This is a genomic window from Algimonas arctica (assembly GCF_014652695.1).
Taxonomy (GTDB): Bacteria; Pseudomonadota; Alphaproteobacteria; order Caulobacterales; family Maricaulaceae; genus Litorimonas; species Litorimonas arctica.
In genome coordinates this window covers 1-15,084 of sequence record NZ_BMZH01000021.1, presented here as the reverse complement: position 1 = coordinate 15,084, position 15,084 = coordinate 1, and the positions used below count along the sequence as shown (strand labels likewise).

The window sequence follows — 15,084 nt, the reverse complement described above, 5'->3', positions numbered from 1 at the left end:
CCGAATAATATCACAGCCTGTTTAGCTACGGATCTCACGAAACGCGACTCCCCCTAAGCTTGCAATTCAAAAAAATGTGCGACCATAACGACGAGCGTCGATCCAAACGTTTTCTAGGAATGCCACCAATTAGGTCCTTTACTCGAATAGTTCGGTGGGTATGACAAGTGCTTAGGGGAAAAATGGTAAAACAATCGGATATTAAGTTCGACGTCGCGATCATAGGATCGGGGCCGGCGGGGTTGTCTGCTGCAGGGCGGGCAGCTGAACTCGGTATGAGTCATGTCCTGTTGGAAAAGACTGACCATCTCTCAGACACCATTTTTTGCTATCAGAAGGGCAAGCACATCATGGCGACACCTGATGCGTTAGTTCTCAGGTCTGAATTTGAATTTGAAGCGGGCTCACGAGAAGATATTCTTGATCGATGGAATAGCAAAGCCGAATCCATCAACGTTAGTTTAAACGCTGAAGTGATTGAAATAAAAGGTAAAAAAGAAAACTTCATAATTAAAACAAAGGCGGGCGACACGATCGAAGCCCGCCATGTCATTCTCGGCATCGGGACACAGGGCAACCCCAACACAATGCGTTGCCCCGGCGGTGATAAGGCACATATCCAATATTCTCTGGATGATCCGGACGCATATTTCGATGAGGACATCATTGTGATTGGCGCAGGTGACGCAGGAATTGAAAACGCGCTCGGCCTCATCCGCCGCCCTGAGCTCGAAAACCGGGTCATCATAATGAACAGACGCGCTGAATTTTCACGCGCAAAGGATGCCAACGTGAAAGCTCTGATGAGCGCAGCGGCTGACGGGCGTATGACAATTATGACGGAATCGGAAACTCAAGAAGTTTACGACAAGCAGGCCGATGTATCGACGAAAGATGGAATTCGTACGGTTGCCGCAGACCGAATTATTGCGCGACTTGGCTCCGCTCCACCGCGTAAGTTCATTGAATCATGCGGCGTCGAGTTCGCATCGACTGATCGACTTGCATATCCAACATTATCACCCAAATTTGAAACATCAGTTCCGGGACTGTATGTGATCGGGGCTCTGGCGGGTTATCCGCTCATCAAACACTGCATGAATCAGGGCTATGATGTTATTGAAAACATTAATGGCAACACCGACTTGAAGCCTGCAGACGAACCCCTGCTCATACATCTCTTTAGAGCCCTTCCAAATCCAGAAGCCGTGTCTGAATGGCTCGAATTTCTTCGTACAAAAATTAAAATTTTCAACGGCTTAACACCATTGCAAATGCGTGAATTCATGCTGGATTCCAAGGTGCACGTCTTTGACCCAAAAAAGATGGTTTTCCGCCGAAACGATGTCGGGGATTCGCTCTTCTGCATTGCAGAGGGCGCTGTGGCCGTTCGGATTGATCCGAATGATTTGTCCAAAACAATTACGATCCCTGAAGGCGAAATTTTTGGTGAGGCGGGCTTGATCTCCGGTCGACGTCGCAATGCGTCTATTTTTGCCGAAACTCGATCGATTCTCGTTGAAGTCCCGCGCAATGCAGCCCGTAAACTTCTGGCGACAGTTCCCGCTGTCCAAGCCTCGGTGGATAGAACCGCAACAGAACGTCTCCTGCTCGCCATTCTGGGCCAAGGTCTCCAGAAGGAGGACCTGTCAGAGATCATGGAGACAGCCACCTTAGAGACCATTCAAGCAAACGAATATCTCATCGAAGAAGATGCTGAGGATGCTGATGTTTTCATCATTCGTGTCGGCTCTATGGTCGTCGAGAAAGAAGTGGCGGGAAATAATGTCTTCCTCGCCTATGTTCCTGCTGGCGCTTATGTCGGAGAAATGGCGATGTTAGAAGATGGACGCAGAACCGCGTCGGTAAAAGCCGCTGTGAAGTCTGAAGTCATCCGCCTTAAAGGCGAGGCGTTCAAAACCCTACTTGCTGCGAAACCTAAGCTTCGCGCGTCAGTCATAGAAAAATTCGCCGACAGACGCGCACTCAATTCCTACATCGAAGCCAATAAAGACAGTTTTGGCGGTGTTGCAGATATGTTCACTGCACGAGCCAATTTCTTAATGAAGCAAGGACTTGGCGAAGCCACGGATGCTTTATTAATTGACGAAAAACTCTGTATTGGCTGTGATAACTGTGAGGTCGCTTGCGCGGAAAGCCACGATGGCATTTCACGGCTCAACCGTGAAGCTGGCACAACTTTCGATCATCTTCATGTTCCGACCAGTTGCCGACATTGTGAACATCCCCATTGTATGAGCGATTGTCCGCCCAACGCTATTCGGCGGGCGCCTGACGGCGAAGTTTTTATTGATGATTCCTGCATTGGTTGCGGCAATTGTGAACGTTACTGCCCATACGGCGTAATACAAATGGCCCGCCCTGCACCCAGTAAACCCAGCCTCTTTAGTTGGATCGCGATGGGGGCCGGTCCTGGTCCTGGCCAGCCGCCAAAAGCCTGGATTAAGAAAAAGGCAAAAGGAAAGGCTCCATCAGGCCCAAAACAAGCGGTGAAATGCGATATGTGCAAAGGAATAACGGGCGGCGCTGCCTGCGTGCGAGCCTGCCCGACGGGCGCAGCTATCCGCGTCTCACCAGAAGAATTTCTCGACGCCTCAAGATCGAAAGTTCGCTAGAAATGGCACAGGCCAAACATAGCAGCTTTCTGACATATCGCGGCGGTCGATGGGCGAAATTTGCGTTGGTATTCAGCGTAATTTGTATCGGTCTTTACTTCGCATTTGATTTCGAACCGGTGAGAAATGGCGGAAGCTGGTATGGCTATACACTTGGTACGATTGGCGCGCTTTTGATCCTTTGGTTGGCTTGGCTCGGAGTTCGAAAGAGGCGTTATAATCCAGGAAATTGGTCATTGAAGGCGTGGACATCAGCGCACGTTTACCTTGGACTCTCACTGCTTGTGATTGGGACATTACATACGGGCTTACAGTTTGGCTGGAACGTCCACACATTGGCTTACGCCCTCATGGTATTGGTCATTCTCTCGGGTATGTTCGGGGTCTACTTTTACATCACAGTCCCTCGCCGGATGAGCGACAATCGGGCTGAGGCGTCGCAAGTTGAAATGCTCGACGAATTAGAAAATGTCTCTCGTTTACTCCGAGAAACCTCACTCTCTCTTCAAGACGCCGACACACAGCGCATCCTAGATATGCTGGCTAAAACGACTCTGAAAAGCGGCGTTATGACACGACTGCGCGACAGCCACGTGAGATGCCCGAATGCCCGCGCTTTGAAAGACTTTAAGGTCGCTGTCCGAACGATAGAGGGCGATGTGCAACGCGGTATGTTCGACGTAATTTCAGTTTTGGAAAGACGGGATAGCCTTCTTGGGCGCATTCGCCGCCATCAACGTTACCGCGCTCTGCTCGAATTATGGCTTTGGATACACATCCCCGCCACCATCACTTTGATCGCGTTGCTCATTGTCCACATAATTGCCGTGTTCTATTATCAATGACAATTTTAATCCGAGACATAAAACGCATCGGAACTGGCGACGCGACGAGAACGTCCATCCGAGAACGGAAGGTCGAAGCGGAAACAATTTCGATCGGTCGACGCAAGGGATCCGATATTCAAATCGATGCCCTTTCGATCCAACTTGACCATGCTGAAATTTCAGTTCCTAGCGAAGGTGATGCTCTGCTTAGGCTTCACGGGAATGCAACAGCACTGGCAGATGGCAGGGTCGTCACCAATGGAAAATCAGTCATTAAGCCAGGGACAATCCTACGGCTCGGCCCCGTTCAAATCACGGTCGAAAACAATACAGTCGACGAGACAATAACCTTAGCTGTAGAATCTGTCGAAACCCGTACAGAGGCAATATCCCGTGACGATGAAGATGCTGTCTTCGCGACACGCTCGGTGCTACCCTCCAAGCGCATTATTTCTTGGATGAGCGCGCTCATCGTTCTCGGCTTTTTCTTAGCGCTTCCCATCCTAGCAGACCGTTCACCAGCGCACCCAATCGTTAAAGCCTCCCCTGTTCAAGCCGATGTATCATGGAATAGTGGTGAGCTATCCCTTCTCCACTCTAACCTCAAAAATGACTGCGCATCCTGTCATGTGAATGCCTTTGAAGCGGTCACAGACGACACATGCTTGTCATGCCACACGGATTTGGAACGTCATGCTGAACCGCTCGACCTAAAAAAGGCGGAACGCCCAGTTGAGGGCTTCAACGCATTTCTAACGAAGACAAGCGAAGCCTTCGGTCGACCGGCGGATCGTTGTAGTTCCTGCCATATCGAACATAACGCATCATCACATATCATCAAAAGTTCTGATGCAATCTGTTCGGATTGCCATGCAGAGCTCGATAAACGCTTGCCCAATACCGATATCATGAATGTCTCCGATTTTGGAACAGATCACCCAGAGTTCCGACCTTATGTCATTGTCGCCCCAGCTCTCGCTCAGCCTTTGACCCAACGGATTTCACTGGACCTTATCCCCAAAGGAAATTCCGGACTCAAATTCCCGCATGACTTACATATGGCTGACAATAACGCCGTCGCAAAAATGGCCAACACCCTGCCCGGCCGATATGGTTTTGACGATGGAGTCACGTGTGATGATTGCCATTCGGAGGAAGCCGGAGGAGCACTGTTCGAGCCTGTGAGAATGGAACAAGATTGCGCAATGTGCCACTCCCTCACATTTGAAATCGAAGCCGACGGCTATGAACGCACGTTGCGCCACGGCGAACCTGACGAAGTTATCGCCTCCATGCGAGACTTTTACGATGCAAAAGCGCTAGCGAACATTCGCGATACCGCGACTGACTCGAGGACTCGCCGCCGTCCAGGTGCCGCTGCAGAAATTCGGAACTCTAACAGACGGGAACTGGCCTTCAAACGCTCCGAAGAAGTGACAATTGGAAAAGTCGACGCCATTTTTTCTGAAGGCGGCGCCTGTTATGATTGTCACGAAATTGAACGCCCGGTGGACATTCGGACAATGGACTTCAAAGTTCTGCCCATCAGTGTCGCTGACAGCTTTTATCGACGCTCGCCGTTCAATCATGAGGTTCATGAAATTGAAGGAGTCGAATGTTCAAGCTGTCACGCTGCAGAAACGTCAGCATCGTCCAGTGATATCCTGCTTCCTAAAATCGCAGTCTGTCGTGATTGCCATATTGGTCAGGCCAGTTGGAAAGCGGGCGGAGACATTGCCGCGGGGAAATACCCTACCAACTGCCTGACCTGTCATGGTTTCCATGATGGTCCACACTACAAGCCGCAAGACGGCAATCCCTGAAGCGCGTTGGTTACCACGAAAAAATCTGACGATTGTATTTAAAGCGAAACAGTAAAATATTTTCCGCACTATTTTGCAAGCTTCAGGAAAGAAAACTTTTCAATGATCATAGCCGTTAATGATTGGACCCAAATATAATTCATGCCAATCAAAACGTGTCGAGTAGAGCGGGTCTCCCCTGACCTCAAGGGCTCCAGCCTGCTTGAGTGCAACCCAAGTTCACTCCGCGACCGACCACACCTATTCAGAAGGTCAATGAGCTATACGAAGCGATATCGAAATCGCTATTCAACCCAACCTATACTGTTGAGAATTTGCTGGGCTGTTTCGGTATCGTCCGCGAACGCACTTCGCATGCGAGCAACATCAACGGTAGCTTGTTCTGACTGCCCTAAAACCTGACGGGCGCGAATTAAGCGAGCCCACCCGGATGCATCGTCTGGATTGTCTTCAAGACGGGCCGCTAAACCGTCAACCATACCTTGAATCATAGCCTGGCGGTCACCGTCAGTCATCGTTTGCGCCTCACGCACATCTGCTTCAGTCGGCCCTCTTTGTGGTCTCGCATCAATCGCTGGCGGCGTTGGTGACGTTTGACCACCGCGCTGTGCGATAAATGCCTTTGCGCGCGTGCGCTCATCCAATGCATCCGGGTTATCATCCGTAAGATCGACTACCTTATCATAGGCCGCAACGGCTTCGTCGAAACGGCCTAAGTTCATCAGGCTACGGGCATAAAGCAGCCATCCATTTGGATCTTCAGCACGACCGTCCTTTAGGCGCTTTTCAAGCTGATCAACCAGATCGGCCAATTGCGTTCCGCGATCATGCTCCGGCGGTTCGGCTTGCGCCAAGGCTTGGGCTGGGTTTAAAACTCCTGCGCTTTGGTCGGTATCGATGAAGTCAGGCTGTCCTTGCACTAAATAAACGCCCCCGCCGATGACCGCGACCATCAGCAATAGAAGACCGTTCACGATTGTCGGTGATCGGCCAGACAGTCCATCCCGCTTTTCCAAAATTTGGCGTTGTAATCCTGATATTGCGACATTGGCTTCTTCGGGGTCGAGATCATTATTCGATTTCAACGCATCGATTTGCTCAAAGTAACTACTTAGTTCCGTATCTTTTTCTGGGGCGACCTCAGAGAAAAATGTCGGTGCTAAAAACAGAACTACACCCAGCGCCATTATAGCGAAAAGTATCCATATCAATGTCACAGGTCTGCATTCCTAAGCGCGGCAAGTTTCGCAGCATCATGGTCTGATAACGTCGATACACTTGGTTGAACGGGTTTTGCTCGGACTGAGACAACCCACCACAGCAGAAACAGAAAAATCATTGCTGCGGGCCCAGCCCAAAGAACAATTGTATTTCCTTGGACGGGTGGCATTAATAGAACATAATCCCCATAGCGGTCCCGCATGAGCGAAATGATGTCGTCTTCGCTATTCCCTGCAAGCAGACGGTCCCGCACAAGCCTGCGCATATCCGCAGCGAGTGCAGCATCTGATTCCTCTATGCTCTGGTTTTGACAGACAACGCAACGCAATTGCCTTCCAACATCGCGAGCCCTTATTTCAATCGCATCCGGATACTCAATCTGAGACTGCCCTAGGGAAGGCGAAGAGAGGGTCGCCGCAAAGATCAGCGAACCAATCAATTTCATTACATTATTCATTCGACAGCAACCAATGTTCCAGAACCCAAGCCAATGGGGGCTGAGCGTTCGTTTCCGTTCGGAAGCCTCAAACGTTGGTCGGCCATACTTATGAAACCAGCGAAGGCCATCATCAGAGCTGCAATCCAAATCCAGACCACACCGGGTTGATAGTATGCACGGACTATGATGCCCTTTGAAACATCGGCCCCTGTACCACCATCACCAATCGCGGCGAATAAAGTTGCGCCGAAGGACGGACGAAAACCTGCTTCAGACGTGACCATTCCACGGACCGGATAAAATCTTTGCTCTGCCCAAAGAGTCGTGACGGCTCGGCTGTTTTTCGTAACCGCGATATTTGCGCCCATAAATTCATAATTATCGCGGGTGCCCTGCCCCAGCTCACCCAAGGTGAACGTATACCCCGCAACGGTCAGATTCTCACCAGGTAAAAGTCGACCGACGTCTTCTTTCGCGCCTATACTCATGGCCGTTACGCCAATCGTGAAAATGGCGACACTGATGTGACTGATAACAAATCCCCAAGTCCCTGCCGGCTGACGGCGAAGGCGAGAGAATTTCCCACCCGTACGCCGGAAGAGTGTGATCATAGTCCCTGCGATAAGCCAAGCCGCAAATCCGATCGCAATCGCGCCAAGGACAGAACGTCCAATAAGGAGCGAAAGGAAAATCGCGGCGAGAACGAATAATCCCGCCCGAAAAATGATCTTTCTGTAGCGTGACAAACTATCTTCGCGCCATTTCAACATGGGGGCTATCGCCATGACGGCGATCAAAGCAACCATCATCGGGGCAAAGACAAGATCGAAATAGGGTGCGCCAACGCTAATTTTTTCGCCTGTAATTGCATCGATAAGCAATGGGTAAAACGTCCCTAAAAATACTGTCACTGTTGCCGCAATAAGGAACAGGTTATTGATAACCAAACCACTTTCTCGCGACACGATATTTAGCTGAGTTCGTCGAATTATCGTCCCCGATCGGAACGCGTAAAGTGACAAGGCCGCGCCAGTGAAGAACAACAACAAGGCAAGTATAACCACCCCGCGTGCAGGATCTACAGCGAAAGCATGAACGCTAACCAAAACACCAGAGCGCACAACAAACGTGCCAATCATTGCCAATGAAAAGGTCGATATCGCAAGCAGAACTGTCCAGTGCGCAAAGCTGTGGCGTTGCTGTAATGTCAAAATAGAATGGAGGAGTGCTGTGCCCGCCAACCATGGAAGAAAAGACACATTCTCAACGGGATCCCACATCCACCATCCACCCCAGCCGAGTTCATAATAGGCCCAAATAGATCCTATCGTGATGCCAAGTGTCAGGAATGACCATGCGAAAATCACCCAAGGCCTGAGCCACCTCGCCCACACCGCGTCAACACGTCCTTCTAGGAGAGCGGCAACCGCAAACGAAAACGCGACAGAAAAACCAACATAGCCAATGTATAAAAGCGGCGGATGAATCGCCAAACCAGGGTCTTGTAATAGCGGGTTCAACCCCAGCCCATCGGCTGGAACGGGAAAGAGTCGCTCAAATGGATTGGACGTAAAAATAACAAAAGCCAGAAATCCAGACCCTAGCATCCCTTGAACTGCCAATGCGCGCGCCCTGAGGGACAATGGCAATGACCGCCCAAACATGGAGATAGCGGCACCATAGAGCGCTAGAATTAACACCCAAAGGAGGATAGAGCCCTCATGGTTCGCCCACACCCCTGTGATCTTATAAACCAAGGGTTTTGCCGTGTGGCTATGCATGGCCGCCAACTTCACTGAAAAGTCGGATTGGATGAATACTATTGTTAGAGCCGCGAAGGCGTAGATCAAGAGAACCGCCTGAAGGATCGCCGCACGGTCTGCGAACAACATCCAGCGGGTTCGGTTTAATTGGCTCCCAACCAACGGCAATATCCCTTGAAATAAGGCAACCGCTAAGGCGAGAGCGAGAGCGATTTGGCCAGTTTCAGGAAGCATGAAGCCCCCCTAGCCTAGCTCGCTTTGGCGAACAACCGCAGGCTTACAACTAAACCTGCGGCATGAAGGTGCAACTCACCTGCGCTGCCATTATTTTGGTTCTTAATTAGGATCAGGATTTTCGCTACATTCAAATATAAAGGTGCAACCGCCTTCATCTTCAGGCTCTTCTATCGCGCCATCAATATCGATGAGTGGATCAAAGTCTTCATTTCCAATGGGTTCGCCCCCCCGTCCGACAGGCCCCCCACGGCTCGGCCCAACACCAATATCCACAGCAGGAGGCGGCGGAGGCGAAGCTGGTGGCATCGCCGGCACTGAGAACGATGGTTTTGGCGGTGGTGACCCCTTAGGCTCATTCCGAATTTGTGCACTAAAGGCCGCAAAGCCAGCCTGCGGAAGCTCGAAAATTTTAGGCTCAACATCCACACCAGGAACAAAAACCGACTCTCCGGGGGAGTCGAGAAGAACAGTTCCCTTATTTGTGATAACCTCAACGACACCTTCAGCATCTGATCCACCATTCCGTGGACCGGGGCCTCTCAGCACGATAATTGAAGCCCCGTCTGTTCCGGTAAGGTCGCTGGGGTCAATAATTCCAAGGAAAATAGCCAGCTTAACCGCCTCAGGACCGACAAAACCTTCGACAATAGTGCCGCGAATTCCAAGTGATGCGACTGGCGTGTTTAACTCCACATTTTGTGGGTCCGTCTTGGAAATATTACCAGACATGAATCTAAACATGCCCTTCTTGATGCTCGCAGACATTTTATTGCCGTTAGAACTGGGATCATAGACAAATTCGTCGATCGTCAATTGCGCGGACGCTCCCACTGTAAAGACAGTTTCATCCAGAAGCAGAATTTGGAGGCTTGAATCAGCCGCAGAGCCGATATCATCGCCCAGAAAAATATCATCTTTAACGGCCGCTGAGCGGATATCTTCCCCAACACTCTGAATCGTCACGGATCCCTTAATCGCAGAGTTTCGACCTACGGTGTCCTGCGCGTAAGACGGGGCTGTGCAAACGAATGTCGACAACAAAGCAAGAACCGTAGCTGCGGAGCTTATTTTCAGTGAAGTAATCATGATATAATACCTCCTAAAAATCGAGAATAAGACGGATTTCTCCACCAGTATTCTCGAAATCCGGTCCAGAATTGGTCAGACGTTCGGAGTGATGTCCCGCAATTTCGACAGTAACCTTGCCAAGAAGGCCGTCAGCATAACGCGGGGCTAACAACATAGCGGGATTTACGCCTAAAGCCCCCCGTAACCGTAAAAATTTGTCTTCCCGAGCAACCGTCTCGCCATCAGCCAGGTCATAATCCAGCTTTCGGTAAGTGCCGGACGCATCCAAATATACAGTAGTATTGACGTTATATCGTGACCGGACCGTCAACCGTGGACCCTCATAATTAAACTTATCAACCTTAGCTGACACGGTCTGATAGGCGGCTTCGGCTGTCGCACTTAACTTTTCAGAGAATTTGAAATCTAACCCGGCACCCGTATCTATGAAATGGCCTGACCGATCACTCGCTGAAAGATTTGTTTCTGTGTTTTTGTAGGATTGGTCCGCGTATCGACCAAAAGCGCGGAGCCTGAGTTTCTGCGATGCTTGCAAACCATAAGAGGCTGAGCCCTCCAATTGATCAACAAAGTTTCGACTATTGATATCAATCGATCGAACATTGCCAGATAGGGACCAACTATGTTTGTCCTTAATTCCTCGGACACCAAGGCTAACACCGTAAACGTCATAATCGGCCTCGCTGAAGTCTTCATGACGACGATTTTGAAATGTTCCAGACGCAAATATTTTGACATCAGGCAAAGCCTTGAGCTCATGTTGAATACCTGTCTGCAATGTCAAACCAAATGACTCGTCACCTCGCCCCCGGTTTCCGATCACGGTATCTGCGACCACCGCCCCCGCATTGTCATCATATCGGCTCGTGAAAAGGACCCGAGTATACATAACGGTTCGCTTATACCCACCTGCGGAGTCGGCATCGTCCTGAATTGCCTGACGGTAATTCCCGACAGTGTCCAGCTGTTCGGCCGTCAAATCACGCGTTTCGAGCAACGTAAACTCTCGATCCGCGGCTTTACGGTCATCCAAGTTATAGAGAACGACAGCGTAAAAAAGACGCGCAGAATCCCAATTTCCATCTTGTATCAACAGGCGTTCAAGTGTTGACGCCGCATCGATGAGATCCCCTGACTCAGCCTGCTGTTTTGCATAAGCCAAATTTAAATCCGCATCGTCTGGATTATCATAAATATCTTGGAATGTAATTCGTCCTGACTCACGAATTTCCGTGCCAATTTCTGAGCCTTGCGCAAAGACTGGCCCGGACGCGCCAAGCATTACCACCGACATTATTGCTGCAAGCTGTCGGCAGGGCCGATTGATGTCATGAAGCATTTATGCCTCTTTCTGCCAAATGCCATTTCATCCAGTCAAACATTCAATCTGCGATCTAAAAAAAACTCAATCGCGTTCGTTTGAAAAAATTCAGGAAATGTTTCGTTGTCGTGATTTCAAATCAATCATTGCCAGAACGAAGAGATCAGGTCAATAATATCAACATGATAAGCGTTAGGTAATTAACGTCATTGAAGTCTCAATATTCGCAAACTAATTGGTTACCATTGATAAAATTTTCCCTTACTCGTTTTGGACGTAAGACAAAAAAATTATGGCTACCAAGGGTCGCCGGAATTTTAGTGATTGTTGCCTCAATCGGGCTGAGCACAACCCAACCCAGTGTCATTGCACAACTCGGCAGCTTGCTCTTTGATCGGTATCAGGTTTGGCAACCGCGCGTTTATCATGACGATGTTCCGGTGCGCGTTGTCGACATTGACAATGAGTCGATCGAAAAGATCGGACAATGGCCATGGTCACGTTTGACGATGGCCAAATTGAATGATCGCCTTGCCGAAGCAGGCGCCGGCGTTGTTGCCTACGATATCATTTTCTCTGAGGCAGACAGAACATCCCCCGTCAACTTAGTCCCGCTTTTGAGCGCTAACCCATCAGGAAGTTTTAATCCTGAGTCCTTGTCAGGGCTCATTGACCATGATGAGTTGTTTAAACACTCTATCGCAACAACAAATACCGTGCTCGGGTTTTTTCTGCTGAGTTCAAAAACTGAAGCGCTCCCTAAAACAGCGCATAGCTTCGCTTTTGGCGGCAGCGACCCGACAGATTTTCTGATTGGCTATTATGGTACTCTTCCGTCTCTGGCAGCTTTTTCATCCAGCGCCAGCGGAGAAGGGTTTGTGAGTTTCTCCCCTGAGGGAGACGGGATCGTCAGAACGGCGCCGCTGTTTCAAAGGATCGGAAATCGTATCTTCCCTGCCTTAAGTGTTGAAGCCTTGAGGACTATTCAAGGAGCGCAAAGTTACGTGTTACGATCAAGTGACGGCACGCAAGAACTTGGCGGTGGTAATGGTCTGGCCGCCGCTAGAGTAGGACAATTCACCGTTGCAACAGATGCGCGTGGGCGCTTCCCCGTTTATTTCGCTCCGGCAACTCTTGAAATTCGTGAGAAGCGACTGGTCTCTGCATGGGAAATTTTGGATGAGTCCATACCCATGGACACTTGGGCAGACAAAATTGCGGGCAACATTGTTTTCATTGGTACAAGTGCCGAGGGACTGAAAGACCTCGTCGCCACGCCCGTTTCACCATCTTATGAAGGCGTTGGCGTTCACGCAGAGGTCGTAGAACAAATTATCGGTGAAGAAATTCACGGCAACCAAATACTGAATCGGCCATATTGGGCTGAAACCGTAGAACTTTTTGCCATCTTGATCTCTGGCCTCATACTTATTCTTTTGCTCCCACGTTTCGGCGCTGGTTGGGGCGCGGCGATTTCAATCGCCATGATCATGGGCATTGGCGCATACTCATGGCTGAAATTTTCTAACGACCTTTTGCTGATTAATCCGGTCTACCCAATTCTATCAATTGGGCTGACCTATCTAGTCATGAATGCCATTAACTTCTGGCTGACGGAATCTGAACGATCAGAAATTCGAGGCGCGTTCTCTCGTTATCTCTCGCCTACAATGGTGTCGAAGGTGAGCGAAGACCCGGGCCTGTTAAAGCTTGGCGGAGAAGAACGCCCGATGACAATCCTGTTTTTAGACGTTCGGAGCTTTTCTAAGATTTCTGAAAGCATGGAACCGCAAGAAATCGTCGGATTTTTGAATCTGTTTCTCACGCCCATGACCGACACGTTGCAAAATCATTCCGCGACGATCGACAAATATATTGGCGATGCCATTGTCGCGTTTTGGAACGCCCCTCTCGATGATCCCGATCACGAACGCAACGCCTGTCGGGCCGTTCTTGCAATGAGCCAAACGTTGAAAGATTTGCGTTCACGGTATGAAAATCAGACCGAAATCAAGTGGCCAGATGAATTGGCGATGGGTATCGGGCTCAATACGGGCGTGTGCTGCGTCGGCAACCTTGGCTCCGAACAGCGTTTTTCCTATTCAATGATCGGGGATGCAGCGAACCTTGCGTCTCGCGTCGAAGGGTTGACGAAACAATATAAAACTGAATCGCTTATCGGCAACAGCACCGCTGAAGCGGCTTCAGACTTCGCGCTTTTGGAAGCTGACCTAATCCGGGTTGTCGGACGTCAAACGCCTGAGCGCATTTGGATACTCGTTGGAAATGAGGATATGGCAAAATCTGATGATTTTCTTAAATTGCGGACTGAGCATAATGCGTTTCAAGTCAATTATCGGGCCCAAAATTGGGACGCCGCCAACGCTCAGATAAAAATCCTTCAAACGATGGCCGCCCCCTTCAACCAAGCGGGTTATTACGACATCATGGCTGCACGCATCGCGACCTATATTTCTGAACCCCCCAACGATGATTGGGACGGTGTCTTCACCGCCACAAGCAAATAATGCTAATCGCGGGTCATCCCGAGGCGGAAACGTCCCAGAACCTGTCTCACTAAATGATGCAGACGGTAATCTCCGAGACAATGAGTACTTGCTAACGGTATAGTAAAGCCCCTCGACCGGTCCTGCATCGACGCCCGACGATATGAGTTTCGCAGCGAAATGAATCGTGGGCTTCTAACGGCGAGGCGAAGTGATGATGCCAATGCAAACAGAAGACGTAGTAAATTTCGGTGATGCATCAATTAGCGAAATTCATAGAATTGGATACTGAAAAGCCAACCCCGCCCTATACCACTATAGACTGCGACGGCGGTTAAGATCGAAGAAAAGTCAAAATCCCACAAGTTTGTTTTGCTGACCCACATTTGATTGCTTTAAAAAAGCGTGACGAGACGTTTCTGTGAGGAATATGAGCGATACGATTAGGTTGGTTATCAGCACTCAAATCTACGCATAAAACATCAAAACTTTGGGATTTGTCCGCTCAGTAAATCAAGCTTTATTCTCTGCCTGATCAAATCATAACGCGTCGATATTTCTTCTAAGACGGACGCCTCATAATCGAGACGTATCTCTGTCAGCTGCCGAAACGTCATTGTTCCACCAGTCCGTTCATCTTCTGCTGCCTTAAGTAAGATCGCGTTTTGTGACGTGGCCTCTTGGCGAATACGACGTTGGCTACGTAAAATTTTAATGTGGCTGCGGGTAATTTGTAATTCTCGTCGCAAATCGCGTTCCGCGATCAACACTTCACCCTTCGCTTGTTGAGCGCGCGCGTTAGCACGTTGGGTCGCCGCCTTAAGACCATTACCCTCATAGAGCGGCACTCTTATATCAACACCGATACGGTCTTGATATTCGAACTGATCAAAATCTCTGACTGACGCATAAGACCCTGTCGCGACGACCGATATGATCGGCAATCGAGAGCGTTTTTGACGTATAGTTTCAGCATCCAGTGCGTCCGCTTGCCCCCTGAGTGCTTGAATGTTTGGGTTTTCCATCAAAATTTGATCGTCCGTGAGGAAGGTGGATGGAATTGTATCAGCAAGCTGAAAAGTTTTATTGCAAGGTGCTTGTGACGCCCCAGTAGCAAGTTCAAATTCAATCAATGCGCTTTCCATTTGGAAGTTAAGGTCAAGCGCGAATGCCTCCGCGTCTGAGATTTCAGCGGCCACGGTTGCTCGCTCTGTTAGTGTG

At 49.7% G+C, this 15,084-nt stretch carries 10 protein-coding genes; 4 read left to right on the top strand and 6 right to left on the bottom strand.

What is annotated here, in order from left to right; genetic code table 11:
* Positions 1–182: 182 nt before the first annotated feature.
* Genes IE105_RS14475 through IE105_RS14465 form a run of 3 tightly spaced genes read left to right on the top strand, consistent with a single transcriptional unit; the run spans position 183 to position 5,286 of the window.
* Positions 183–2,636: an NAD(P)-binding domain-containing protein gene (locus IE105_RS14475; protein ID WP_189499609.1), complete on the top strand. Its 2,454-nt coding sequence runs from the start codon at positions 183–185 to the stop codon at positions 2,634–2,636.
* 2 nt (positions 2,637–2,638) lie between these two features.
* Positions 2,639–3,481: a hypothetical protein gene (locus IE105_RS14470; RefSeq protein WP_189499608.1), complete on the top strand. Its 843-nt coding sequence runs from the start codon at positions 2,639–2,641 to the stop codon at positions 3,479–3,481.
* Positions 3,478–5,286 carry a cytochrome c3 family protein gene (locus IE105_RS14465; protein ID WP_189499607.1) on the top strand — a complete coding sequence of 603 codons (1,809 nt, stop codon included), beginning with the start codon at positions 3,478–3,480 and terminating at the stop codon, positions 5,284–5,286. The genes IE105_RS14470 and IE105_RS14465 overlap by 4 nt, the downstream gene beginning before the upstream one ends.
* 284 nt (positions 5,287–5,570) lie before the next feature.
* On the opposite strand, the gene ccmI is transcribed toward IE105_RS14465, so the two are convergent.
* The 5 genes from ccmI to IE105_RS14440 all read right to left on the bottom strand — a co-directional run bounded on the left by ccmI (position 5,571) and on the right by IE105_RS14440 (position 11,329).
* Positions 5,571–6,503, bottom strand: a complete 933-nt coding sequence (ccmI, locus tag IE105_RS14460; RefSeq protein ID WP_189499606.1) for a c-type cytochrome biogenesis protein CcmI — start codon at positions 6,501–6,503, stop codon at positions 5,571–5,573.
* A complete protein-coding gene (locus IE105_RS14455) occupies positions 6,500–6,952 on the bottom strand; it encodes a cytochrome c-type biogenesis protein (protein ID WP_233354188.1) in 453 nt (150 codons plus the stop codon). The genes ccmI and IE105_RS14455 overlap by 4 nt, the downstream gene beginning before the upstream one ends.
* A gap of 8 nt (positions 6,953–6,960) precedes the next feature.
* Positions 6,961–8,943: a heme lyase CcmF/NrfE family subunit gene (locus tag IE105_RS14450; protein ID WP_189499604.1), complete on the bottom strand. Its 1,983-nt coding sequence runs from the start codon at positions 8,941–8,943 to the stop codon at positions 6,961–6,963.
* A gap of 102 nt (positions 8,944–9,045) precedes the next feature.
* Positions 9,046–10,032 carry a FecR family protein gene (locus tag IE105_RS14445; RefSeq protein WP_189499603.1) on the bottom strand — a complete coding sequence of 329 codons (987 nt, stop codon included), beginning with the start codon at positions 10,030–10,032 and terminating at the stop codon, positions 9,046–9,048.
* Between the two features lie 13 nt (positions 10,033–10,045).
* On the bottom strand, positions 10,046–11,329 hold the full coding sequence (locus tag IE105_RS14440; RefSeq protein ID WP_189499602.1) for an autotransporter outer membrane beta-barrel domain-containing protein: 1,284 nt from the start codon (positions 11,327–11,329) through the stop codon (positions 10,046–10,048).
* 347 nt (positions 11,330–11,676) lie between these two features.
* Here IE105_RS14440 and IE105_RS14435 point away from each other — a divergent pair, with 347 nt between their 5' ends.
* A complete protein-coding gene (locus IE105_RS14435) occupies positions 11,677–13,884 on the top strand; it encodes a CHASE2 domain-containing protein (RefSeq protein WP_189499601.1) in 2,208 nt (735 codons plus the stop codon).
* A 461-nt stretch (positions 13,885–14,345) separates the two neighbouring features.
* Here IE105_RS14435 and IE105_RS14430 read toward each other — a convergent pair.
* Positions 14,346–15,084: TolC family protein (locus IE105_RS14430; RefSeq protein WP_233354187.1), on the bottom strand; the 739-nt coding region annotated here is incomplete at its 5' end.